The sequence below is a fragment of the Albidovulum sp. genome (assembly GCF_008933605.1).
Lineage (GTDB): Bacteria > Pseudomonadota > Alphaproteobacteria > Rhodobacterales > Rhodobacteraceae > Albidovulum.
In genome coordinates, this window is record NZ_WBUS01000042.1 from 1 (window position 1) to 23,038 (window position 23,038).

Below are 23,038 nucleotides of genomic sequence, written 5' to 3' on the forward strand. Positions count from 1 at the left end.
ACATAGGCCCCCGCCCCCCCGCAGGAGACATAGGTGAGCGAGTCCTTCACCGAGTGCGTCAGCTTTACCGGGTTCTTCGTCACGCCCGCGCGCAACGACCCGCCGGCCCCTGCCATGAACAGCACCGAACAGAGCGAGGGCTCGCAGTTCTCGGCGATCAGCTCGACCGAGGCGCGCAGGTCGTCGGGCAGCGGTTTCGCCACCGGGCGAAGGTTGGCGTCCAGTTCGTAATAGGCTGACTGCTCGCCGGTGGTGGAGACCATCAGAAGCCGCAGGCCCTCCCATGCCACCTCCGGATCCGCCTCTTTCAGGATCGTGAGCGGATCTTCGATATTGGTGCCGCCCCAGCCGGTGCCGGGTTCGGCGACCTGGAAATACCGCCCCGGCGTCGACCGGCGCCCCTTCACGCGGATGCCGCTGGGCGGCACGTTCAGAAGCTTGCCCGACTGGTGTTCGGACAGGACGCCGGTGATGTGGTCGTCGACCACCACGACCTCGTCGGCGTGCTGAGCCCATTGCGTGGCGAACATGCCGATGGTGGCCGAGCCGCAACCGACGCGCATGAGCTTTTCCTCGACCCCGTTGATCACCGGCGCCCGTCCGGCCTGCACGATGACGGTGGCACCCTCGTCCACGGTCATCTCGACCGGTTCGCGGTTGCACAGCTTCATCAGCGCGTCGCAGGTGACGCGGCCCTCCTTCTTGCCGCCGCCGGTCAGATGCTCGACGCCGCCCAGCGACAGCATCTTGGAACCGTATTCCGATGTCATCACGTGGCCGACAGGTTCGCCTTCGACCCGCACCACGGCGCGTTCGTGGCCGATGAAGCGGTCGGTGTCGATCTTCACCTTGACGCCGCAGTAGCTGAAGATGCCTTCGGTCACGACGGTGACCATGTCGACGCCCTCGACGTTCTGGCTGACGATGAAGGGGGCGGGCTTGTAGTCGGGATAGGTGGTGCCCGCGCCGACGGCGGTGATGAACGGCCGCCCGCCCTGCACCAGATCGCCGTCCCAGTCGGTGCCCTGGCTGCCCTTCAGGAAGGGCACGGCCTTGACCCCGTGGCTGGCCGCGCCCTCGATGATGGTGAGGGGATCCAGCCGGACCAGCGTGCCGCCATGGTTGGCGTAGCGGTCGCAGGCCCCGGCCCGGCCCTCGGCGATGTAGCACAGCACCGGGCAGGCGTCGCAGCGGATCTTGCCGGCGGTCCGGTCGGCTTTGTCGTTCATGTCAGTCTCCTGCCAATGCAGCGGCGAGTTTCGCGGGGGTTACCGGAACGCTGGTCATCCGCACGCCGGTGGCGTGGGCGATGGCGTTCAGGATTGCGGGCGCGGTCGGGATCAGGACGTGTTCGCCAAGGCCCTTGGCGCCGTAGGGGCCGTGGGCATCGGCTTCCTCGATGATGATGGGCTCGATGGGGGGAATGTCGCCGATGGTCGGGATCAGGTAGTCGTGCAGGTTCTCGGTGCGGCCGGGGATGTATTCCTCCATCAGGGCCATGCCGATGCCCTGCGCCACACCGCCTTGGATCTGGCCCTCGACCAGCATCGGATTGACGGCGAGGCCCACGTCATGCGCGGCGACGATGCGCAAGAGCCGCACGGTGCCAAGGCCTGTGTCGACCTCGGCCGCCGCAAGCTGCGCGGCATAGCCGAACTGGGCATAGGGCTCACCCTGGCCGTTCGCGTCCAGCGGCTTCGTCGGCGGGTCGTAATGGCCGCTGGCGGCAAGGACATAGCCGTCGGCATCGGCGGCAAGCGGGTCCAGCGCGATGCGGTGGCGGCTGGCGCCGTCGTCCACGGTGATCGCGCACGGCGCGAATGTGAGCACCGCGGTTTCGGAGGCGTTGACCATCCCCAGCACCCGCGCCCTGAGCGCCTCGCCGCAGGCCCGCGCCGCATTTCCCGAGACGAAGGTCTGGCGCGAGGCCGAAGTCTTGCCGGCATCGGGGGTCACATCGGTATCGGCGCCGATCAGGTCAATCGCGGTGACCGGCACGCCAAGCGCGGTGGCAAAGATCTGGGCGATGACCGTATTCGCGCCCTGACCGATGTCCATGGCGCCCTGATGCAGCAGGATGCGGCCATCGGCCCGCACGCCGGCCTTGATCGTCGAGGGGTTCGGCAGCGAGGTGTTGCCGCAGCCATACCAGCCCGAGGCGATGCCGACCCCACGGCGCAGGGGGCCGTCGGTTTCGCGGTTGAACGCCTCGGCCGCCGCGCGTTCGGCCTCCCACGCCGGGCGCAGGGCCTCAAGGCAGGCGCGGATGCCGACGCCCTGGGCGAAGACCTGACCGCAGACGGTGGGCACGCCGTTCGTCAGCGCGTTCTTCAGCCGCAACTCCAGCGGGTCGATCGCCAGCTTCCCGGCCAGTTCGTCCAGCATCGACTCAAGCGCAATCGCCGCCTGCGGAACGCCGAAGCCGCGGAAGGCACCCGCGGGCGGGCAGTTGGTATGGATCGCCCGCGCCTCGGCCCGGTAATCGGCGATGCGGTAGGGGCCCGAGGCGTGGACCGGCACCCGGTTGGCGACCGTCGGCCCCCAGGAAGCATAGGCGCCTGTGTTGAAAGTGCCCTGGAAGTCGCAGCCCGAAATCCGCCCGTCGCGGGTTGCGCCCAGCCGCAGCCTGATCTCGGAAGGGTGCCGCTTGGTTGTCGACTGCATTGATTCCGTGCGGCTGTAGGCCATGCGCACCGGCCGCCCGGTCTTGATCGCCCCCAGCGCCAGATAGGGCTGGAGCGAGATGTCGAGTTTCGATCCGAACCCCCCGCCCACGGCCGTCGGCACGATGCGGATGCGCGAGCGGTCCATGCCGAGCAGGATCTCCATTGCTTCCAGATCCATCACCGGGGCCTGGGTGCAGGCGTGGATTTCCACCCGGCCATCGACGACCCGCGCAAAACCCGCTTCGGGCTCGATGTAGGCGTGTTCGACAAAACCGCTCGCAAAGCGCCCCTCGACCGTCACATCGGCCGCCGCCAGCGCCGCCCCGGCATCGCCGCAGGCGACGAAACCCTTGCACATCAGGTTCCCCGCGCGCCCTTCATGCACCAGGGGCGCGCCTGATGCCTCGGCCGCCGCCGGCACCTCCACTGCGGGCAGTTCGGTCCAGCAGACAGGGAAGCTGGCCGGGTCGAAGGCGCGGATCGCGGCGGGCGTGCCCACAACCGCCGCCACCGCCTCGCCGCGGAAGCGCGTGACGCCCTCGGCAAAGGCCGGCTGGTCGGCAAAGGCCGGGATCACGCCAAAGACGTTGCGTCCCGGCACATCGGCCGCCGTCAGCACGGCCGCGATGCCCGGCTGACCGGCGCGCCAGGCATCAAGGTCGCCAAAGGTGAAGGCCGCGCGCGGGAAGGGCGAGCGGATGACGAGGATCTCCAGCGTGTCCGGGGGCGCCACGTCATCGCCGAACGCCTCGGTCCCGGCCAGTTTCTGGGCCCCGTCCAGCCGCCGGATCGCCGCGCCCGCATGGCCTGGGGCCCCCGTTTCGGCCAACACGGCGGGAATCGTAGCCACCGCGTCGATGATCTTGCGGTAGCCGGTGCAGCGGCAGAGCACGCCCCCCAGGGCGCGGATGATTGCAGCCTCGTCCGGCGCGGGTTCCTGCCGCAGCAATGCGACCGAAGCCGTCATCATTCCAGGCGTGCAGAACCCGCACTGCGCTGCGCCGTGGTCCTGGAACCGCTGGGCCAGCGTCCGCGCCACCCGGTCGTCCGCCACAAGTCCTGCCACCGTCTCGACCCGGTGGCCCTCGGCCTTGCGCGTTGGCGTCAGGCACGAGCAGACGACCTGCCCGTCGATCAAGACCGAACAGGCCCCGCAGTCGCCGGCATTGCAGCCGATCTTGACGTCGCGCGCGCCAAGCCGTTCGCGCAGGCTGTCCGACAGGCGCTCGTCGGGCGGCGCGCTGACCGCGACCAAGGCGCCGTTCAGGATGAACCGGGTCATCTCGACGCGCGCCTCACCGGGCATCTGCGCCTCCTGCTGCCGACACCAACGCCCGCATCAGCGCGCGTTGGCACAATTCCCGTACCGCTTCGATCCGATAGGCCGCCGAGGCGCGCACGTCGTCGATCGGGGCCAGCCCCTCGAGGTGGGATGCATCCGGTCGCAAGCTCGCCACGTCCTCAAGGCTGCGGCCTTCGAGTTCTTCCTCCCATGCGGGCAAGCGCCGGGCGACCGGCGAACAGGCGCCCACCGCCAGCCGCGCCCAGGCGATGCGGCCCTGCGCCACCCGGACGACCGCCGCCACCATCGCGATCGAGATCACCAGCGACGTGCGCGTGCCAAGCTTGACGAAGGCGCCACCCGCATCCGAGGGCGGATGCGGCAGATGCAGCGCCACCGCCAGCTCGTCAGACGCGCGCGCGGTGCGGCGGACCCCGGTGATGAAATCCTCCAGCGGCACGCGCCGCCGCCCGGCGACCGAAGCGAGTTCAACCTCTGCCCCCAGCACCAGAAGCGGCGGCACGCCATCGGCAGCAGGCGAGGCGTTGCAGATGTTGCCGGCAATGGTGCCCGCGTTCTGGATCTGGATCGCACCGACCTCGCGGGCCGCCTGCTGCAGAGCGTCGAAGGCTGGGGGCAGGGGCGCGGCGGCAATCTCGGCCCAGGTCGCCGCCGCGCCGACGCGCCAGCCCTGCGGCCCGCGCACGATCCCTCGCAATTCCGGCACTTGCGCCACGTCGAGGATGTCGCCCGACGGCTGGCCCTGCCGGCGCGCGGGAAGGACGTCGGTGCAGCCCGCCACCACGGTCGGCTGCCGGTCGCGCAGCAGCGCCAGCGCCTCATCGACCGATCCGGGTACGAGATAGCTCATGCCCCCTCCCATGCAGCGGCATTGTCGTTTGTATACTAATGATATGGGGAAAATCCACCGAGTCAATGACCGTAAACGGAAACTGACGATGGGCATTGCTGTCCAACTCCGCCGTTGGAGGATTTTCGACGTGCAAGTCGCGGTGCTGGCAGACTAATTCGAACCAGTCTCAGCTTGGACAGTGACGTTGTCCTTCATGCCGCATAGAGGCCGCGCTCGGTTTTGAAGTGGTTGGCGACGGATGCATGTACTGAGGCGGACTTCCGCAGACTTCGCATCCGCCGTTGACTGCCGCCTCGTCCGCAGATCGGTGTCCACCAGCGACAGTGGACACGATCCGGCACCAGCATCCTGCGGCAGGGCGGCCGGATCGCACGGTTACAGTGGTCAGTTGAATTCTGCAGAAGTGGATAGTTTCGGCAGTCCAAAAACCTGAGAGATGTTCCATGCGCTCGGTCATTTCGGACCTGCATCGAGCAGGTACCGCAGACATGAACCGTCGTTGGTCCGGGTAAGCAAGGCAGGGAGGAGCAGCATGAGCGGTGCGACGATGCTCGTTCACCTCGGCGGGGCGGTGGCACTCCTCCTCTATGCGGCGCGCATGGTGCGCACCGGGGTCGAACGGGCGAGCGGACCACTGCTGCGCCGCATTTTGCGGCAGACCCTGTCCAGTCCCGCTTCGGCGGCGTTCGTCGGACTCCTCCTGGCCATCGCCTTCCAAAGCGCGACTGCGGTCAATCTTCTACTTGCCTCTCTGGCGGGCAACGGCCTGATCGCCGGCGCTGCCGCTCTGACGGGTGCGCTGGGGGCTGATCTAGGATCGGCGCTGGTCGTCCGTCTGCTGACGCTCGATCTGTCCTTGGTCATGCCGCTCGCGCTCATGGCGGGAACAACGATCTTCCTTTCGACCGAGCGAAAGGTCTGGCGCCAGGCCGGGCGCATTCTGATTGGCGTAGGGCTCCTGTTGCTGTCGCTGCAACTGATCGGGCAAGCCTCCGAGCCGCTTCGCGAAAGCAGCTTTCTGCCGCTGGTGATTGGCTTCCTTGCGGATGACTCAGTCACCGCCTTTCTGGTTGCCGCCATCTTCGCCTGGCTGTTCCATTCCTCGGTCGCCTTCATCTTGCTGATCGTGGCGCTTGCTGCACGGGGTGTGGTGCCCGCCGAGCTTGGGCTTGTCCTGATGCTGGGCGGCAACCTTGGAGGTGCGCTGATCGCCGTGATGCTGTCGCGCGGCGCGGAACCCGGAGTGCGTGCGGTTCCGCTGGCAAATCTGGCCTTGCGCGGCGGGGCCGCGGTTCTGGCGCTGGCGGCGCTGGTCGCGTATCCGCTGCCACCCAGTCTGCTTGGCACGGCCGCCGCTGGTCAGGTTCTGAACGGCCATATTGCCTTCAACCTGGCAGTTGTGGTCCTGAGCCTGCCGCTGGTCCGTCCGGCCCATGCATTTGCCCTTCGGACCCTCTTGAAGCCGTCGGATCTGCCTGCGGATCTGGGACGGGGCAGTGCGCTTGACGAAAGCGTGCTGGGATCTCCGTCCCTTGCACTGGCGAATGTTACCCGCGAGGTCGTCGGAATCTGCCGCGATGTCGAGACAATGCTAGGCAATGTGCTTGACCTCTACGACAACCCCGATCAGTCCCTGATGGATGCCGTTTCCCGGCTTGATGACCGGATCGACACATCGCATCGCGAGATCAAGCTGTATCTTGCCCGGATGGCCTCGCTCGATCCGGATGCAGAGGCGACGACGCGGATGCAAGAGCTGCTCGCCGCATGCATTGCGCTTGAACAGGCCGGCGACGTGGCCAGCGGCAACCTCCTGGCGCATGCGAAACGCAGGCATGACCGCGGTCTGTCGTTCAGCCCGGAAGGCTGGCAGGAACTGGTCGACCTGCATGCGCTGCTGGTCGCGGACGCGCGTCTGGCCTTCAACGTGATCGTCTCCCGCGACCGCGACACGGCGCTGGCGCTGGTGCGGGCGAAAGAGCAATTCCGCGAGGCCGAACGCCAGGCCACCGCGCGCCACTTTGGACGGCTGCGAGACCAGAGCGTCCGCAGCATCGAGACGAGTTCGCTTCACCTCGACACGATCCGCGACCTCAAGCAGATCAACTCACTGCTTGCGACACTTGCCTACCCCGTTCTGGAGGAACAGGGACTCCTCTCCAGTTCGCGACTCCGACTGCCCGCGGCGACGACCGCGCAGGGACTGCCCCTATCACTATAACCCGCAAGACAAACCGGAGGTATCTGAAGATGACCAACCTGACCCGCCGCACCCTTCTCGTGACCGGAGCCGCCACGTTGGCGACCCCGCTCATTGCCCGCCGCTCGCTCGCATCGTCGGGTGCGGTGAACGTCTTCGCCTGGGGCGATTACTTCCAGCCGAACATCGTCGAAGCGTTCGAAAAATCGACCGGCGTCAAGATCAACGTCTCGACCTATGGTTCGAACGAAGAGGCCGCCAGCAAGCTGCGCGCGGCGGGCGGCAAAGGGTTCGACCTGATCTTCCCCTCGGTCGACACCCGGCCGAACTACGACGAGGGCGACCTTCTGGCCGAAATCGACGAGGCCAAGCTGGATGTCAGCCGCATCGAGCCGTCGCTGTGGCGCAGCTCGCTCGAACTGGGCGCAGCGCGGCGTGGCAAGCGCTTTCTGGTGCCCTTCACCTGGGGCACCGAGGGCATCACCTATGACAGTGCCGTCCATGCCGTCGCGCCAGGCGAGCTGTCCTACGCGCATCTCTGGGCGGAGGGGCTGGACGGCAAGGTTGCCCTGCGGCAGAAATCGGTGCTGGTGAGCCTGGCGATCCATCTCGACGCGACGGGCGAATTGCCGTCGAACCGGGCGATGGATCTCTACAAGTCCGAGGAAGACACCCGCCGCATCTTCGACGGCTGTGTCGCCTTCGCGGCGAAGCACAAGCAGAACATCGGTTCCTATTGGAACAACGCTACCGAGGCGACGGCCGCCTTCACCGATGCCGGCTGCACCATCGGCCAGACCTGGGATACGACGGGCATCAAGCTGAACGGCGACGTCGATGCGAAATGGCGCTATGCCGCGCCCAAGGAAGGCGCGCTGGCCTGGATGGACACCGCCGCGGTGCCGGCGGGGGCCGAGAACATCGACCAGGCCTATGCGCTCCTGAACTTCCTGCTCAGCCCGGAAATCGGCGGCATGTTCTCGAACAACACCGGCTACAACTCGGCCGCCGTCGGCAGTGCAGCCTACATGTCCGACGCGGGCCGGGCGGCGTTCGAGTTCGCCTACTCGGGCGATGCCATCGCCAATCTCTGGTGGTGGCCGATGTTCACGCCGTGGTTCAGCCAGGTGCGCGAGGAATATGTGGAGAAGCTGACCAACGCCTGAGGCCAGCCGCCTTGGCGGCGCGGGGCCGTATGTGCCCCGCGCCTCTCAACAACACGAGCCACGGATGGAAATACAGATGACTGGTCAGACCACGGGGAAGGCGATCGAGCTTGAGCAGGCCGCGGTGCACTTTGGCTCCTTCCAGGCCGTGCATCCCACCAACCTCAGGATCGAGCCGGGCGAGTTCTTTTCCATCCTCGGCCCGTCGGGCTGCGGCAAGACCACACTTCTGCGGCTCCTATCCGGCTTTCTCGACCCGACCGGGGGCGATGTGCGCATCGGCGGGAAATCAATGGTCGGGATCGACCCCTCGGTCCGCCCCACGGCGCTGATCTTCCAGAACCTCGCGCTGTTCCCGCTGATGACGATCTGGGAGAACGTGGCCTTCGGGCTGGAGATGCGGGGCTGGACGAAGGCGAAGCGGCGTGCGCGGGCGGAGGAGCTTCTGGCCACCGTGGCGCTGAGCGACCATGCCGGCAAGATGCCGGCACAGCTTTCGGGCGGGCAGAAGCAGCGAGTCGCCATCGCCCGGGCGCTGGCGGTCGAACCGTCCGTATTGCTGCTGGATGAGCCGCTGTCGGCGCTCGATCTCAAGCTGCGTCAGCATATGCGCGCCGAACTGAAGCAGATCCAGGCGCGCACCGGCATCACCTTCGTCTACATCACCCACGATCAGGGCGAGGCGCTGACGATGAGCAACCGGGTAGCGGTGATGAACCGCGGCCGCATCATGCAGACCGGCACACCTGACGACGTCTACGATCGGCCTGACAGTGCCTTCGTCGCCACCTTCGTCGGCGAGATGAATGCGGTGGACGGCAAGGTCGTGACCGCTTTGGATCGGGTGGCCCTGGTGGAAACACCGCTGGGTCGCTTCCGCGCCGCCAATCCCAAGGGGCTCGGGCCGGGGGACGAGGCGATCCTTTTCGTCCGGCCGGAGAAGATGAGGCTCCTGAACGCCAAGGAGGATGAGGACAACAGCATTGCCGCCCGCGTCACCCGTCGCGACATGGAGGGCGCCTGGTCCACGGTCGTGGCCCATGCAGAAGGTCGCGAACTGAGGCTGCATCTGCCGCACAGCGGGCGGGATACGCCACCCTCGGGCGAGGTGACCCTGGGCTTTTCCGCCGACGCGGGGGTGATCCTGCCCAAGGGGGAGATGTCCGATGACTAGGCTCTTCCGGGCCTTCGGGGCTCCGCTTGCATCGGTGATCCTGCTCCTGTCGGGTGTCTGGATCCTCGGCCTGATCGCCGCGCCGCAACTGATCATGATCGAACAGTCACTCTGGCGGATGGAACGCCCCGAAGGCTCCGCCGAAATCTCGGTTCAGATCGACGGGCTTTACAATCGGCTCGACGTGATCGGCCTCGACCGCAGCGTCGCCGAGAGCGAAACGGACTCGGCAAAACGCGAAACCGAACTGGCAGCGCTGGCGGCGGAAGAAGCGGCGATCAAGGCCGAGATCGCCGTTCTGGAGGAGAAGGAAAGCACGCCGGTCAAGGTCTATACGCTGGACAATTTCGGCCAGATGGGTTCGGCGCATCTGGCGATTTTCGCCAAGACCATCGTGGCTTCCCTGGCGGTCTCGGCCATCGCGTTGGTGGTCTGCTACCCGATTGCCTATGCCGTGGCCAAGCTGGAAACCCCGCGCACGGCTGCTGCGATCATGCTGGCGCTGGTCATACCTTATGCCATCAACGAACTGCTGCGCATCTTCGCCTGGCAGATGATCCTGAACAACAATGGCCCGGCCAATGCGCTGCTCGGCCTTCTTGGGTTCGATCCGGTGCCCTTTCTCGACAGCGGCGCGGGCGTCTTCGTCGCCATGGTCTATGCCTATATCCTGTTCATGGTGTTCCCGCTCTACAATGTGCTGGAAACGCTGGACAGCAACCAGGTCGAGGCGGCGCGCGATCTTGGCGCCTCGACCTGGCAGATCCACCGCCGGGTGGTGATCCCCCATGCGAGGCCCGGCATCGCCGTCGGCTGCATCATGACCTTCATGCTGTCGGCGGGATCTTACGCCGTGCCCTACATCATGACGCGCGGAACGGCGGCGCCGTGGTTCACCCAACTCATTTACAACCGCTTCTTCGAGGCGACCAACTGGAACGTCGGCGCCGCCTACGCGCTGAGCCTTCTGGCCGTCTGCACGGTGTTCATCTTTCTGATGATGCGGCTTCTGAAAGTCAGCCTGAAGGATATCGCGAAATGACCCGCGCAGTTTCGGGCAGCACCTTCGTGCTGCGGCTCTACATGGCGCTGTTCTTCGCCTACATGTTCCTGCCCCTGGGCGTGATGGTTGCGGCCGGGGTCAACGATTACTCGCCGCCGTCGATCACGGTCTGGCAGGGGTTCACCCTGCGCTGGTTCGCGGAATTCTGGGGCGACGCGCGGATGTGGTTGGGGCTGGCGAATTCGCTGCTCATCGCGGCGGCGGTCATGGCGCTGGCCCTGCCGATGGGGCTGTCAGGCGCGCTTCTTCTGTCGCAACTGGGGCGGCGTTCGGCGGGCCTTCTCTATACGGTCATGGTCTCGCCGCTGCTGACGCCGGGGATCATCATCGGCATCTCGACCGTGATCTTCTGGCGCAACCTTGATGTCACGGCAGGGCTGTTCACAGCCATCCTCGCGCAATCGGCCTTCATCGCCTCCTACGCGATGCTGATGTTCATGGCCCGCCTCCAGCGGCAGGACTTGACGCTGGAGGAGGCGGCGCTCGACCTTGGTGCCTCGCGGGCGCGGGCCTTCCGCCGCATCACCCTGCCGTTCCTGAAGCCTACGATCATGACGGCGGCTGTCATTGCCTTCCTGCAAAGCTTCGAGAACTACAACACCACCATCTTCTCGATCGGCGGCAACCATACGCTTGTCACGGAGATTGGCGCCCGGATGCGGTTTGGCATCAGCCCGATGATCAACGCCCTCGGTATCCTGTTCATCGTCGTCACCGTGATCTGCGCCGTTGCCTGGGCGGCGCTGCGGCGCCGCGAATACCAACTTGAGAGCGTGAAATGAACCTGACGTCTCCCATCGCCGAAACCGCCGGCGACTGGCAAGCGCGTGTCCGGGGCCTGCCGGCAGAGGTCCGCACCCGGCTGGCGGCGCGGGCCCGCACGGCGCCGCTTTTCGCCCACGCCTATGCGTTCCACCTGAACTTCCGCTTCGGCGGCATGGTGCCGGCCGGTCTTCTCGACTGGGCGGCAGCCCGGGGACTGCCCGGCGTCAAGATCCATGTCGAGGATGGCGAGGGGCACAGCCTGAACGCCATGTCGCCCGACCAGTTGGCCGCCTTCGCCGCGAGGGCGCGCGATCTCGGGCTCGAGGTCCATGTCGAGACGTCCTCGACCGAAGCCCGGGAACTGGCCGCGACAGTTGCGATTTCCCATGCGGTAGGCGCAACATCAATGCGCTGCTATCCGCGCTATGAGGGGCGGGTGTCGGAAATCATCGCCCGCACGATCGCCGATCTGCGAGGACTTGCCGCGCTCGATCCGCACGGGCGGCTGACCTTCACGCTGGAACAGCACGAGGACCTGACCTCGGATGAGCTGGTGCGGATCGTCGAGGCCGTCGGTAACCCGCGGCTCGGCCTCCTGTTCGATTTCGGAAACATGATCAATGCCGGCGAGATGCCGCTGGCCGCGCTCGCCCGTCAGGCGCAGTGGCTGACGGAGGCGCATGTGAAGGATTGCCTCGTCGTGGCCGACCGGGGCGGCTGGGCGCACCGGGCCTGTCTGAGCGACGAAGGTCAACTCCCAATGCGGGCGCTGCTTGTCGAGCTTCTGCTTCTGGGGGCGGATGCACCGCGGATCCGCGCCTTCGGGCTCGAGGAGGAAGAGGATTACTTCGCGCCCGCGTTGCGGTTCCCCGACGAAGTGTCCGATCCCTTCATCCCCGCCCGCAGCGCAAGCTTCACCGACCCGGGCGACGGTGACCTCACCTACCGCCTGCGCCGCGAGCAAGTGGCTGCCGAGCGGCAGCTTGTCGTGGTGCGGGGGATGCTGGACGAGATCGCTCACCTTGCCGAGAACGGAGAGCCAAAGCCATGAGTGGCCGCGCCGAGGTTGCCTGCCCGCCCGAGGCGGCCGAGTTCGCCCATTCCCTCGCCGACCGTGTGCGGCCGATTGTCCGCCGCTACTTCCGCACCCGGCTCGACATCCATTCCAAGCTGGACGAAAGCCCCGTCACCATCGCCGACCGCGAGGCGGAGGGGGCGATGCGCGACATGATCGCGGCAACGTTTCCGGATCACGGCATCCGGGGCGAGGAGTTTGGCGTCCATCGGGCCGATGCCGACTGGGTCTGGGTACTTGACCCGATCGACGGAACGAAATCCTTCGTGTCGGGATCGCTGGCCTTCGGTACCCAGATCGCGCTGGTCCACAAGGGCAGACCGGTGCTGGGGATCATCGACCAGCCGATAACCGGGGAACGCTGGTGTGGACGGATCGGAGCGCCGTCCCTGTTCAACGGCCAGCCGACCCGGACCAGCGCCGTCGGCACCCTCGCCGAGGCCGTGGTCTATACCTCCGCCGTTGACCATTACGCGCTGCCCGAGCGCGAGCGTTACGCCGCCCTTGCGGCCGCGGCCCGGTTCAGCCGCAGTTCGCATGACTGCTACGCTGCGGGCCTTCTGGCGCTGGGCACGGTCGATCTTCTGCTCGAAGGCAACCTGTTCGACTATGACATCCTGCCGCAAATTCCGATCATCGAAGGTGCGGGCGGGGTCGTGACCGACTGGCAGGGCGAACCGCTTGCGGATGTGCGGCGTTTCGATACGGTCCTGATGGCGGCCAATGCCGAACTGCATGCGGCGGCGCTGGAGGTCTTGCGCGGGAACTGATGCCAGGCGCCCCGGTCTGGAGGATGAACAGGAAATCATGGCCAAGCGGAAGTCGGGGGCGCTGCTCACGCAGATACGGCTGGCGCGCGACGGCATGGTCTCGCTGCGACGCCAGCTGGAGGACCAGTTGCGCGAGGCGATCCTGGGAGGGCTCTTGACGGGCGGAACAAGGTTGCCGTCCAGCCGTGCGCTTGCCGAGGAACTGGAAGTCTCGCGCCCGACGGTCGTTCAGGCCCTGGACGGGCTCGTCGCCGAGGGGTTCCTGGAAAGCCGCCACGGCTCGGGCACCTTCGTGGCACGGTCGATTCCGCCGCATCTGCCGCTTGCGGTCCGTAGGGCGGAATGGGGCAAGGACAGCGCAATTCGGCCGCTGAGACTTTCGCGGGTAGGCGCTCACTTCGCACTGCTCGACGCGGACATCACGGCGCACGATACGCGTCCGTTTTTGCCCAACGTCCCCGCCTATGATCGCTTCCCCTTCGCGCTCTGGCAGAAATGCGTGAACCGGCAGACCCGGCAGCTTTACCGCACCAGCATGGGCTACGGCGACCCGGCCGGTTTCGCGCCGCTGCGCCGGGCGATCGCCGAGTACTTGGCGCTTCACCGGGGCGACGACTGCGATGCCGATCAGATCGTGATCACGCCGGGGGGCCATGCCGCATTCATGATCGCGGCGCTGGTGCTGACCGATCCCGGCGATGGCATCCTGTTCGAGGATCCAGGGCCGCTCATCACACGCAAATTGTTCGAGTCCCTCGACCGCAAGCTGGTTCTCACCCCGGTCGATGGCGACGGGATGGACTTCACCGAGGCCGCCGGTGCGGCGCTGCCCCGGATGGCGTTCACAATGCCATCACGTCAACACCCGCTCGGACGCACCCTGTCGCTGAACCGCCGGATCGGACTCCTGGAATGGGCTGAGCGCAGCGACGCCTGGATCGTCGAGGACGACTACGACAGCGAGTTCCGCTACACCGCCCGTCCGCTGCCCTCGATCCGCAGCATCGACAGGTTCGGCCGGGTCATCTATGTCGGAACCTTCAGCAAGGCGCTGTTTCCGGCGCTGCGGGTGGGCTATTTCGTGTTGCCACCCGCGCTCGTGGGCCCGTTCCGCAATGCCGTGGCCCTGATGTTCCGCGGCCCGCCGATGGCGATGCAGATGGCGCTCGCCGAGTTCATCGCGGAGGGCCATTTCGCCACGCATCTGCGGCGGATGCGCGATCTCTACGCTGTGCGCCGGCAGGATTTTCTTGACGAAGCCTATCGCGTTGGCGTCGGGCTCTTCGATGTCGAACGGCCAGACAGCGGCATGAACGCGCTGGTCTGGCTGCCCGATGGCCTCGACGACCGTCTGGTTGCAGAGGCGGCGCTCATGGCTGGGGTTCACAGCTATCCCCTGACCGATTATTGCGTCCGGCCGGTCGCAAGACCGGCTTTGATCCTGGGCTTTGCAGGCGTCCAGCATCACCAGCTCGGTCCTGGCCTCGGCGCGCTGGCCAGTGTCATCGCAGACCGGGCCGGGCGCGCCTCCTAACCCGGAGGACGGGCGCCGCGGTAATCCTCCCCGTTCTAGCGGGGCGCGGCCTTGGCGCGTGATCCCATCACGTTGAAGCATAGCCTGCATTACTGATGTGGTTTGCGCAATCTTCTGGTGAGAACCTTTTGTGCGGTGAGCCGAGGAGCTTCCAGACAGCCTCGACGTTCCGCTCGGACGCGGTTTGCATCAGATGCTTGAGCCTGGCTAAGACCTATTTGATCGGGTTCAGGTCCGGGCTGTACGGCGGCATGAACAACAGGTGCCTTGGACTGGTTGCGGGGGCTCGATTGGGCATTGACCGAACACTCACCCACCTTCGATAGGCCCGCCGACCCTGACAAGTGATCGGTGCACGTCAATCATGCAAACGTCGACGCACAGGGCGGGGAGCGGACCGTCGATCCGGCATTCGACCTGTCCGGCTCGCGAAACCGACGACAAGGTGGAAGTGTACCAAAGCCATGAGAGCCGGGCCGCCGGCACGCAGGCAGGGCCAACAAGTCTTGCGGCGTCATTGTCGGTGAGAGGTTCCAGGGACGGCTTTGCCAGGGTTCATCAATCCTTTCGGATCCATCGCCCGCTTTATGTCGATGGCAAGGTCGCGCTCGGTCTTGGGGGTCAGGCGCTGCCAGTCTGCAAGACGATACTGCCCCAATCCGTGTTCGGCAGAAATGGACCCGCCCGCTTCGGCGACAAGGTCGTGGACCATGCCGGTGATCCTCGATGCAATCGACAGGGGAGTGTCGCCTAGGACGACGTTCACATGCAGGTTCCCGTCCCCGAGATGGCCGAAGATGTTCAGCCGCGCCGCCGGGGCCAGTCCGGCAAGCCTTGCCTGGATGCTTTCCAGGAAGGCCCCCATGCGCCGCAGCGGCAGCGACACGTCGTGCTTGAGACTCTTGCCACAGCGGGACTCTGCTTCAGTGACATGTTTGCGCAGGGCCCAGAGCGACTGCGCCTGCTGCTCGCTTGCCGCCAGCGTGCCGTCCTGCAGAAGACCCGCCTCGTAGGCGGCCTCCAGGGTGGCCTGCACCGCCGCGGGAAGACCGTCCAGCGATGACGCGGCCTCGACCAGCAGAAACCAGTTGCCGCCGGAAACCGGGGCGCCAAGCCCGCATTGCGTTTCGACAAGCCGGATGGCATCGGCGGAGATCAGTTCGAAGGCGGAGAGCGTCTCGCCGATGCGGTCCTGAAACAGCCCGAGGAGGCGGGTCGCCGCCGGCAGATCCTGAACGCTGAGAAGGGCGACGGAGCGGTGCCGGGTCGCGGGGGTCAGGCGCAGGACGGCGGCCGTGACGATGCCGAAGGCGCCTTCCGAACCGATGAAGAGGTGCTTCCAGTCGAAGCCCGCGTTGTCCTTGCGCAGCGGCTTCAGGCCTTTCACCACCGTGCCGTCGGGCAGCACGACCTCCAGCCCCAGCACGAAATCCCGTGCCATGCCATAGCGGAGCACGTTAACTCCCCCGGCATTTGTCGCGATGACGCCGCCGACGGTCGCGCTGCCTTCGGCCGCAAGGCTGATCGGCAACTGGCGGCCGCAGTCGGCGGCCACCTCCTTCACCCGTTGCAGGATGCAGCCCGCCTGCGCCTCGATCACCATGCCGATGGGGTCGGGCGTGCCGATGGCCGTCATCCGCGCCAGCGACAGCACGACCTGCGGCGCCCTGCCCAGTGGCGTCGCCCCGCCCGCAAGGCCGGTGTTGCCCCCCTGCGGCACGATAGCGACGCCGTGTTGGGCGCAAAGACCGACGGCGGCGGACACCTGCTCGGTGCTGCCCGGACGCAGGATGGCCAGTGCCGGGCCGGAGAACATCCGGCGCCAGTCCGTCAGGTAGGGCGCCATGTCGGCGGGATCAGTCAATAGATCGGCCGGGCCGAGAAGCTGGCGCAGGCCGTCCAGGAAGGGCTGCATCAGTAGCCCCGTTCGGCGTCTGCCACAGCCTCGCAGGTGCCGGTAGCCTCGAAGGCGCGGATGTTGGCGGCAATGACCGAGGCCCCGGTTTCCGCGTCGATCATCGAGGCGATGTGGGGGGTCACGCGGATCTTCGGATGCCGCCAGAACGGGTGGTCCTCTGGCAGGGGCTCGGTGCGGAAGACATCAAGCGTTGCGCCGCCAAGCTGCCCGCAATCGAGCGCGGCCAGGAAATCCGCCTCGACCAGGTGCCCGCCCCGCGCCGCGTTGATCAACCCCGCCCCGCGCGGCAGGCGGGCGAAGAGATCGGCATTCAGGATGTCGCGGGTCTGCGGCGTCAGCGGCAGGAGGCAGACCAGGATGTCGCAGCGGGCGAGGAACGCTGGCATGCCTTCGGCGCCGGCAAAGACGGTGACCCCCTCGACGGCGCCGCCGCTGCGCGACCAGCCGGCGGTGTCGAAGCCCAGCATCGCCAGGGTCCGGGCGCAGGCCCGCGCGATGTTGCCCAGACCCATGATGCCGACACGGCGTTTCGGCGCGATGGGCGTCACGATCTGCTGCCAATGGGCGCGGGCCTGATTGGCGTCGGTCACCGCAAGGTCGCGGTGATGCGTCAGGAAATGCAGCGCCACATATTCGCGCAGGCGTTGTACCATGTCCGGGCCGGTCGTCCGCAGGATCGGCAGGTGGCGGGGCAGTTCGGGATCACGCAGGACATGGTCGACCCCGGCGCCGATCGACACCACCGCCTTCAGGTTCGGGAATGCCTTGATCCGCCCGGCCGGAGGGGCCCAGACGACGGCATATTCCACCGCCCCCAGGTCGCCCGGATCGTCGAAGTCGCGGATGTCGAACCCGGGCAGAAGGCCCGACAGCAGCGCGATCCACTCCTGCGTTTCCTGGGCATCCCCCAGATAGACGACAATCGACATGGTTCCCCCTCAGGCCCGCAGCCCGGCTTCGATGCCCGTCCAGAGCGCACCGTATTCATCGACCGTCACTTGCCAGGCGGAGCCGAGCGTCCGCGACAGGTCACGTTCGGCCTGTGACCAGGCCGGCATGATCCAGGGCTTGCCAGCGGCCTTGGCGGCGGCAGCGATGCGGCGGAGGTCGGCAAAGTCGGCCTCGGTCTTGGCATAGGCCCCGCGCCCGCGCGAGAGCGACAGGTCGGAAGGGCCGACGAACAGGCCATCGACCGTGGGCAGGGCTAGGATCGCCTCGACATCGGCCAGCGCCTCGGCACTTTCGATCATCGGCAGGCACAGCGTCTCTGCATCTTCGCGGCTGTAGTAGTCCTGGCCGACGGCATCATACCGGGCGGGCCGGGTAGACGCCCTGCACAAGCTCCCTGTAGTTGTCGAGCGTGAAGCCCGGCAGCACCGCACCGTAAGGGTCGCGCAGGGCAAAGCTGTAGGCGAAGACGACACACAGCGGCAGCAGGATGAACAGGCCCAGCAGAAGCACCGAAGGGGTCAGCATCAGGCCCGTCTGCAGTTGCTCGCGCCGCTCTCTGCGCATCACGACACCTTGGCCTTGTCCCGAAGCCCCTTCTGGGCAATCGCCTTGATGGGGCTGACGGTCAGGTGCGCCGTCATCGCGGCGCGTGCGGCCGCGGAGTCGCGCATGCGGACGGCGTCGATCAGGAGGCGATAGGTGTCGAATTCCTCGCGGACGAAGGTGATCGGCACCTGCGAGACGTAAAGGCTGCGCACCGACAGGCCGTAGAGCGAGTCAAGATACCGCTGTGCGAACTGGTTTCCCGAGGCGCGTGCGATCAGGCTGTGAAACTGCTCGTCGATGGAGAGTTCCCAGGTGACATTGCCTTCGTGCGTCTCCATCTCGGCCTCGATCTTGGCAAGGAAGGCATCCAGGCGCTCCATGTCCTCGGGCGTGCGGCGCTCGGCGGCAAGGCCGGCGATGAAGGTCTCCAGTTCGCGGCGCAGCTCGTAGCCGCGCTGGAGGTCTTCGGGCGTCGCGCCGGCGACGGCATAGCCGCGCCGCCCCATCGACATCACCAGCCCTTCCTGCGCCAGCCGCAGGATCGCCTCGCGCAGGGGCGTGCGGCCACAGTCGAGAGACTGCTGCAGCGTCTTTTCGTCGAGAAGGCTGTTGGGGGGTAGTTCGGCCAGCATGATCCGCCGGCGCAACTCGCCATAGGCCTCGTCGCTCTTGCGCTTGCTCATCCGGGACAGCCCCTTTGCGTGTTTCGATATATTGTGAAATATACTGAACAAGCACGATCGGGCAAGCGATTCGTGAAAGGGCAAGGAAATGGCGACAGCGGCAGATCAATGGACGACGGTGAAAGGGCCGGTTCGCAGCAAGGACGGCATCGTTGCCGCCCAGCACATCAGGGCCGCCGAGGCCGGGGCCGAGTTGCTGGCGCAAGGCGGCAATGCCGTCGATGCCGCCGTCGCCGCGGCACTCGCCCTTGGCGCGGTCGAGCCCTGGATGTGCGGCATTGGCGGCAGCGGCTTCATGGTCGTCTGGCTTGCCACGGAAGAGCGCGCGGTTGCGCTGGATTTTCAGGGTGTCCTTCCCCGGGCCCTGACGCCGGATGACTATCCGATCGACGCCAGCCTGCCCGCGACCTCGATGGGTTTCCCGGCGGTCGTGAACTTCGCCAACACGCAAGGCGCGCGTGCCGTCACCGTACCGGGCGCCGTGGCCGGGTTTGACCATGCCCTGCGCCGCTTCGGTCGCAAGAGCCTGGCCGAGACGCTGCAACCCGCGATCCGCCTGGCCGAAACCGGCATCCCGGCAAGCTGGTTCTGCACGCTGATGATCGCGTCCGAGATGGCAATCCTGGCCAAGGACGCGACCGCCGCCGCGATCTATCTGCCCGGGGGTGCGCCCTTGCAGCCGGGCGCGCCGCTGAAGATACCGGGCCTTTCCCGCACGCTGCGCCGCCTGGCAGAGACCGGCGCCGAAGGGTTCTATCGCGGCGATCTGGGCCGTGATCTGGTGCGCGAATTGCAGGCGCAGGGCAACCGCATGACCATGGAGGACCTAGCCGCCTATCAGGTGCAGGAATACGCCCCGATGGAGGCGCGGCACCGCGGCGCCACCCTCTACACGCCGGGCGAGCAAAGCGGCGGCCTTCGGCAGCGCGACTTCTTGGCCCATGTTGCCGCCAGCCTGCCGGTTCCGCCGAAGGCGCCAGGCGCCGGAAGCTGGTGCGTGTATGCCGATGCGCTGGAAGCAGCCTGGCGCGCGCATCGTGCCCGCAACGGCACCCTGGCGGAGGTCGGCAGTTCGACCTCGTCCCTGTCTGCGGCCGATGCTGAGGGCAACATGGTCGCCCTGACCTACACGCTGCTGGATCATTTCGGCGCCGGGATCACGCTGCCGGAAACCGGCCTCGCGCTGAACAACGGCGTCAGCTATTTCGATCCGCGACCCGGCTTGCGCACCTCGATGGCGGGCGGCAAGCGGATCAACTCATCCAACATGGTGCCCACCGTGGCCGTCCGCGACGGGCAGGCCCTGTTTGCCGTCGGGGCCTCGGGCGGCGATCTGATCATGCCCTGCGTGTCGCAGATCGCGGCGCTGATGCTGGATTTCGGCATGTCGCTGGAAGAGGCATTCCATTCGCCAAGGCTGGATGCCTCGCATCGCGGCAGCCTCCGCGCCGACCCCCGGCTGGGAGCGGCCGTGCTGGACGAGTTGGCGCGCCGCTACAGGCTTGAGGTCTCCGGCAATGTCGTGATGCCAAAGCTATATGCCTGCCCTTCCGGTGTTGCCGGAGATGACGAGGGACTGGTCGGGATCAACGATCCCTCGCTGCCCGACGGCGGCGCGGCTGGCCCGGATGGCAGGTGACCGACGCGGCCGAACCAATATTTTCGTGACGTCGCGCACTTCCAGAGAATGTTGTGCGGTGAAGCGATGCCACCAGAACCGGACCGTCTCGTGGCTGATCGCGACGCCGCGCTCGTGCAGCAGATCCTCGACGTTCCGGAGCGAAAGCGGGAATCGGACGTAGAGCATCACCGCCAAGCGGATGATCTCTGGGCTGGTCTTGATGTACTTGAAGGGTGAGCGCTTCGTCATGCCTGAACGCTCGCCATCGCCCTGTCCCGTCTCAAGCCGGGTTCATCTGACAGGACCGGTGGGGGTGCGTGCCACGGAAATATCGACCGAAATCTCGGGTTTTTCTGTTCAACATCAATAACTTATGTGGATGGCGGAGTGGAAGGGATTCGAACCCTCGAGACGGTTTCCCGCCTGCACCCTTAGCAGGGGTGTGCCTTCGACCACTCGGCCACCACTCCGCCTGCCCGTTTAATGGCAGGCGCCGGGCGGAGCAAGGGGAAACGGGCGTCCCGCCGGCGTCTGGTCTCCGTCGGTTTTGCGTCTGGCATCCGTCCCGACAAGCGTCCCGACGACGCTTCGCAGGGGCGCGGTCGGGTGACCGCTTGCGGTGGCTTGACAGGGAGCGTGCGTCGCGCAACTATACGAGAGTTCAACAAGGGGTGCGCATGACCCGCAACGCACGCTTCGACATCCTGTTCGAGCCGGTGCGGATCGGCCCCAAGACCGCGCCCAACCGTTTCTTCCAGGTGCCGCACGCCTCCGGCATGACCAATGCCAATCCGCATGTCCGTGCCGCCTTCCGTGGCATGAAGGCCGAGGGCGGCTGGGGCGTCGTCTCGACCGGCGCCTGTTCGGTGCATCCCACTTCCGACGACAGCCCGTTTCCCTTCGCCTCGCTCTGGGACGAGGCCGATGTCCGCGCCCATGCGGTGATGACCGAGGCGGTCCACGCCCACGGCGCGCTTGCGGCGGTGGAGCTCTGGCACGGCGGGGCAGCGGCGGTGAACCGGACAACGCGGCATGCGCCCCTTTCGCCCTCGGGCGTGCCGTGGATGGCGACGCATGTCGGCTTCATGACCTCGGCTCGGCCGCGGTTGATGGATCGGGACGACGTCCGCGCGCTGATCCGCTGGCACGCCGAGGCCGCCCTGCGCGCCGAGCGGGCCGGCTTCGACATCCTCTACGTCTATGCCGGGATGGGCTATCTGCCCTACCAGTTCCTCCTTGCCGACTACAACCGCCGCAGCGACGCTTACGGCGGGTCGCCCGCCAACCGGGTGAGGCTCGTCGCGGAACTGATCGACGCCGTGCGCGAGGCGACCCACGGGCGCTGCGCGGTGGCGCTGAGGATCTCGTTGCAGGAATTGCGGTCGCGTCCGTCGGACACTGCGCCATCAGAGGCGCACGAGGTGATCGCGCTCCTGAAGGACGCGCCCGACCTTTTCGACGTGAAGATGGACTATTCCGCCACCGACTGCGCGCCGTCGCGCTTCGCGGCGGAGGGTAGCCACGAGCCAGTGGTGGATTTCGTCAAGACAATTACCGACAAGCCGGTCGTCGGCGTCGGCCGCTTCACCTCGCCCGACACGATGGTGGGCATGATCCGACGCGGGGTCCTGGACCTGATCGGCGGCGCGCGGCCCTCCATCGCCGATCCTTTCCTGCCGCGGAAGATCGACGAGGGGCGCGAGGACGATATCCGCGAATGCATCGGCTGCAACATCTGCATCTCGTCCTGGCACGACGGGGTCTGGGTCCGCTGCACGCAGAACCCCACGGCCGGCGAGGAGTGGCGGCGCGGCTGGCATCCGGAGATCGTTCGACGGGACGGCGCGGGGTCCGTGCTGGTCGTCGGCGGCGGTCCGGCGGGCCTTGAGGCGGCGCTGACGCTCGGGCGGCGCGGGTTCCGGGTGACGCTGGCGGAGGCCCGGCGGGAGTTCGGCGGCCGGCTTCTGTGGGAATCGCGATTGCCGGGCCTGCGGCAGTGGTTCCGGGTCGCGGATTACCGGCTCGGCCAGTTGCGGCGCATGGCGAACGTGTCGCTTCACGCCGAAAGCCCGATGGGGCCCGGGGACGTGCACGACTTCGGCGCGGACCATGTCGTCGTGGCCACGGGCGCGCGCTGGACGGCCAACCTCTGCGGCGCGAACGAGATTCCCACGATGCCAATCGAGGCGCCGCGCGTCCATACCCCCGACGACATTGCCGCGGGCGCGGCCCTCGAGGGGCCGGTCGCCGTCTTCGACTTCGACAATTACTACATGGGCTCGGCCATCGCCGAGCACCTCGCTTCGCAAGGGCTGGCCGTGACCTACGTCACCAGCGCCGGGGCGGCGCAGGCGTGGGGGATCATGACCAACGAGCAGCCGCAGGTCCACCAGGCCTTCCGCCGGGCTGGGATAGCCTCTCGGACGCTCCAGATCGTCGAGTCCTTCGACGGCGAGAGGCTGGTGCTCGCGCACATCTTCAGCGGCGAACGGCAGGAGATCGCAGCGCGGTCGCTGGTCATCGCCGGCCAGAGGGAGGGAGGATCGCCGCTTTTCGAGGCGCTTCGCGCCAGCGTGCCCTCGGTCGTGCTGACCGGCGACGCCAATGCGCCCGGCGCCATCGCCCACGCGGTCTGGCAGGCGCACCGGGCGGCGCGCGAACTTGGCGCGGCGGCGGAGCCGGTTCGCCGCGACGCGCCCTTCGCGCTGCGCGACATCGCGCCCTTCGGCGAGGCCGCGCAGTGACCGCCC

General features: G+C 67.0%; 18 protein-coding genes, 1 tRNA gene and 1 pseudogene. 10 read left to right on the forward strand and 10 right to left on the reverse strand.

Annotation, left to right across the window (positions count from 1 at the left end):
* The 3 genes from F9K34_RS07840 to F9K34_RS07850 form a co-directional block, all read right to left on the reverse strand.
* Positions 1 to 1,229 (reverse strand): 6-hydroxynicotinate reductase (locus tag F9K34_RS07840; RefSeq protein ID WP_291336359.1); only part of this gene is annotated, 1,229 nt, incomplete at its 3' end.
* Between the two features lies 1 nt (position 1,230).
* Positions 1,231 to 3,972, reverse strand: coding sequence for a molybdopterin-dependent oxidoreductase (locus F9K34_RS07845; protein WP_436405721.1), 2,742 nt, complete (start codon positions 3,970 to 3,972; stop codon positions 1,231 to 1,233).
* A complete protein-coding gene (locus F9K34_RS07850; protein ID WP_291336360.1) occupies positions 3,962 to 4,819 on the reverse strand; it encodes an FAD binding domain-containing protein in 858 nt (285 codons plus the stop codon). Before F9K34_RS07850 ends, F9K34_RS07845 begins: the two co-directional genes overlap by 11 nt.
* Positions 4,820 to 5,354: 535 nt before the next feature.
* On the opposite strand from F9K34_RS07850, the gene F9K34_RS07855 reads away from it, so the two are divergent.
* From F9K34_RS07855 to F9K34_RS07890, 8 genes are all read left to right on the forward strand, one after another.
* Positions 5,355 to 7,043: a Na/Pi cotransporter family protein gene (locus tag F9K34_RS07855; RefSeq protein WP_291336361.1), complete on the forward strand. Its 1,689-nt coding sequence runs from the start codon at positions 5,355 to 5,357 to the stop codon at positions 7,041 to 7,043.
* 29 nt (positions 7,044 to 7,072) lie between these two features.
* Positions 7,073 to 8,188 (forward strand): extracellular solute-binding protein, encoded by a 1,116-nt coding sequence (locus F9K34_RS07860; RefSeq protein WP_291336362.1) that lies wholly within the window; start codon positions 7,073 to 7,075, stop codon positions 8,186 to 8,188.
* 76 nt (positions 8,189 to 8,264) lie between these two features.
* Positions 8,265 to 9,362 (forward strand): ABC transporter ATP-binding protein, encoded by a 1,098-nt coding sequence (locus F9K34_RS07865; RefSeq protein ID WP_291336363.1) that lies wholly within the window; start codon positions 8,265 to 8,267, stop codon positions 9,360 to 9,362.
* On the forward strand, positions 9,355 to 10,404 hold the full coding sequence (locus F9K34_RS07870) for an ABC transporter permease (RefSeq protein ID WP_291336364.1): 1,050 nt from the start codon (positions 9,355 to 9,357) through the stop codon (positions 10,402 to 10,404). Before F9K34_RS07865 ends, F9K34_RS07870 begins: the two co-directional genes overlap by 8 nt.
* Positions 10,401 to 11,207, forward strand: coding sequence for an ABC transporter permease (locus F9K34_RS07875; protein ID WP_291336365.1), 807 nt, complete (start codon positions 10,401 to 10,403; stop codon positions 11,205 to 11,207). The genes F9K34_RS07870 and F9K34_RS07875 overlap by 4 nt, the downstream gene beginning before the upstream one ends.
* Positions 11,204 to 12,241: a sugar phosphate isomerase/epimerase family protein gene (locus F9K34_RS07880; protein WP_291336366.1), complete on the forward strand. Its 1,038-nt coding sequence runs from the start codon at positions 11,204 to 11,206 to the stop codon at positions 12,239 to 12,241. The genes F9K34_RS07875 and F9K34_RS07880 overlap by 4 nt, the downstream gene beginning before the upstream one ends.
* A complete protein-coding gene (locus F9K34_RS07885) occupies positions 12,238 to 13,035 on the forward strand; it encodes an inositol monophosphatase family protein (protein WP_291336367.1) in 798 nt (265 codons plus the stop codon). The genes F9K34_RS07880 and F9K34_RS07885 overlap by 4 nt, the downstream gene beginning before the upstream one ends.
* A 37-nt stretch (positions 13,036 to 13,072) precedes the next feature.
* On the forward strand, positions 13,073 to 14,569 hold the full coding sequence (locus F9K34_RS07890; protein ID WP_291336368.1) for a PLP-dependent aminotransferase family protein: 1,497 nt from the start codon (positions 13,073 to 13,075) through the stop codon (positions 14,567 to 14,569).
* A 514-nt stretch (positions 14,570 to 15,083) separates the two neighbouring features.
* Here the strand turns inward: F9K34_RS07890 and F9K34_RS07895 are convergent.
* Genes F9K34_RS07895 through F9K34_RS07915 form a run of 5 tightly spaced genes read right to left on the reverse strand, consistent with a single transcriptional unit; the run spans position 15,084 to position 18,667 of the window.
* Positions 15,084 to 16,484: an FAD-binding oxidoreductase gene (locus tag F9K34_RS07895; RefSeq protein WP_291336369.1), complete on the reverse strand. Its 1,401-nt coding sequence runs from the start codon at positions 16,482 to 16,484 to the stop codon at positions 15,084 to 15,086.
* Positions 16,484 to 17,416, reverse strand: a complete 933-nt coding sequence (locus F9K34_RS07900; RefSeq protein ID WP_291336370.1) for a 2-hydroxyacid dehydrogenase — start codon at positions 17,414 to 17,416, stop codon at positions 16,484 to 16,486. The genes F9K34_RS07895 and F9K34_RS07900 overlap by 1 nt, the downstream gene beginning before the upstream one ends.
* Before the next feature lie 9 nt (positions 17,417 to 17,425).
* A complete protein-coding gene (locus F9K34_RS07905) occupies positions 17,426 to 17,827 on the reverse strand; it encodes an aldolase/citrate lyase family protein (RefSeq protein WP_291336371.1) in 402 nt (133 codons plus the stop codon).
* Positions 17,793 to 18,002, reverse strand: coding sequence for a hypothetical protein (locus tag F9K34_RS07910; RefSeq protein ID WP_291336372.1), 210 nt, complete (start codon positions 18,000 to 18,002; stop codon positions 17,793 to 17,795). The genes F9K34_RS07905 and F9K34_RS07910 overlap by 35 nt, the downstream gene beginning before the upstream one ends.
* The gene (locus F9K34_RS07915) at positions 18,002 to 18,667 is read right to left on the reverse strand and encodes a GntR family transcriptional regulator (RefSeq protein ID WP_291336373.1); all 666 of its coding nucleotides are present in this window, start codon (positions 18,665 to 18,667) and stop codon (positions 18,002 to 18,004) included. The genes F9K34_RS07910 and F9K34_RS07915 overlap by 1 nt, the downstream gene beginning before the upstream one ends.
* Positions 18,668 to 18,785: 118 nt before the next feature.
* On the opposite strand from F9K34_RS07915, the gene F9K34_RS07920 reads away from it, so the two are divergent.
* Entirely contained in the window at positions 18,786 to 20,306 is a 1,521-nt protein-coding gene (locus F9K34_RS07920; protein WP_291336374.1) for a gamma-glutamyltransferase, read from the forward strand.
* Between the two features lie 33 nt (positions 20,307 to 20,339).
* Here F9K34_RS07920 and F9K34_RS07925 read toward each other — a convergent pair.
* Both F9K34_RS07925 and F9K34_RS07930 read right to left on the reverse strand, forming a co-directional pair.
* Positions 20,340 to 20,537 (reverse strand): annotated as a pseudogene (locus F9K34_RS07925) (IS6 family transposase); the annotation flags it as partial.
* Between the two features lie 131 nt (positions 20,538 to 20,668).
* A tRNA-Ser gene (locus F9K34_RS07930) sits at positions 20,669 to 20,758 on the reverse strand.
* A gap of 207 nt (positions 20,759 to 20,965) precedes the next feature.
* Between F9K34_RS07930 and F9K34_RS07935 the strand changes: the two genes are divergently transcribed.
* Positions 20,966 to 23,032 carry an FAD-dependent oxidoreductase gene (locus tag F9K34_RS07935; RefSeq protein ID WP_291336375.1) on the forward strand — a complete coding sequence of 689 codons (2,067 nt, stop codon included), beginning with the start codon at positions 20,966 to 20,968 and terminating at the stop codon, positions 23,030 to 23,032.
* Positions 23,033 to 23,038 lie beyond the last annotated feature (6 nt).

Bases quoted from the DNA above. Each gene is read 5' to 3' on its own strand.
- F9K34_RS07885 (WP_291336367.1), top strand. From the start codon at position 12,238: ATGAGTGGCCGCGCCGAGGTTGCCTGCCCGCCCGAGGCGGCCGAGTTC.
- F9K34_RS07890 (WP_291336368.1), top strand. From the start codon at position 13,073: ATGGCCAAGCGGAAGTCGGGGGCGCTGCTCACGCAGATACGGCTGGCG.
- F9K34_RS07850 (WP_291336360.1), bottom strand. From the start codon at position 4,819: ATGAGCTATCTCGTACCCGGATCGGTCGATGAGGCGCTGGCGCTGCTG.
- F9K34_RS07860 (WP_291336362.1), top strand. From the start codon at position 7,073: ATGACCAACCTGACCCGCCGCACCCTTCTCGTGACCGGAGCCGCCACG.
- F9K34_RS07895 (WP_291336369.1), bottom strand. From the start codon at position 16,484: ATGCAGCCCTTCCTGGACGGCCTGCGCCAGCTTCTCGGCCCGGCCGAT.
- F9K34_RS07910 (WP_291336372.1), bottom strand. From the start codon at position 18,002: ATGCGCAGAGAGCGGCGCGAGCAACTGCAGACGGGCCTGATGCTGACC.
- F9K34_RS07870 (WP_291336364.1), top strand. From the start codon at position 9,355: ATGACTAGGCTCTTCCGGGCCTTCGGGGCTCCGCTTGCATCGGTGATC.
- F9K34_RS07900 (WP_291336370.1), bottom strand. From the start codon at position 17,416: ATGTCGATTGTCGTCTATCTGGGGGATGCCCAGGAAACGCAGGAGTGG.
- F9K34_RS07855 (WP_291336361.1), top strand. From the start codon at position 5,355: ATGAGCGGTGCGACGATGCTCGTTCACCTCGGCGGGGCGGTGGCACTC.
- F9K34_RS07935 (WP_291336375.1), top strand. From the start codon at position 20,966: ATGACCCGCAACGCACGCTTCGACATCCTGTTCGAGCCGGTGCGGATC.
- F9K34_RS07865 (WP_291336363.1), top strand. From the start codon at position 8,265: ATGACTGGTCAGACCACGGGGAAGGCGATCGAGCTTGAGCAGGCCGCG.
- F9K34_RS07915 (WP_291336373.1), bottom strand. From the start codon at position 18,667: ATGAGCAAGCGCAAGAGCGACGAGGCCTATGGCGAGTTGCGCCGGCGG.
- F9K34_RS07845 (WP_436405721.1), bottom strand. From the start codon at position 3,972: ATGCCCGGTGAGGCGCGCGTCGAGATGACCCGGTTCATCCTGAACGGC.
- F9K34_RS07880 (WP_291336366.1), top strand. From the start codon at position 11,204: ATGAACCTGACGTCTCCCATCGCCGAAACCGCCGGCGACTGGCAAGCG.
- F9K34_RS07875 (WP_291336365.1), top strand. From the start codon at position 10,401: ATGACCCGCGCAGTTTCGGGCAGCACCTTCGTGCTGCGGCTCTACATG.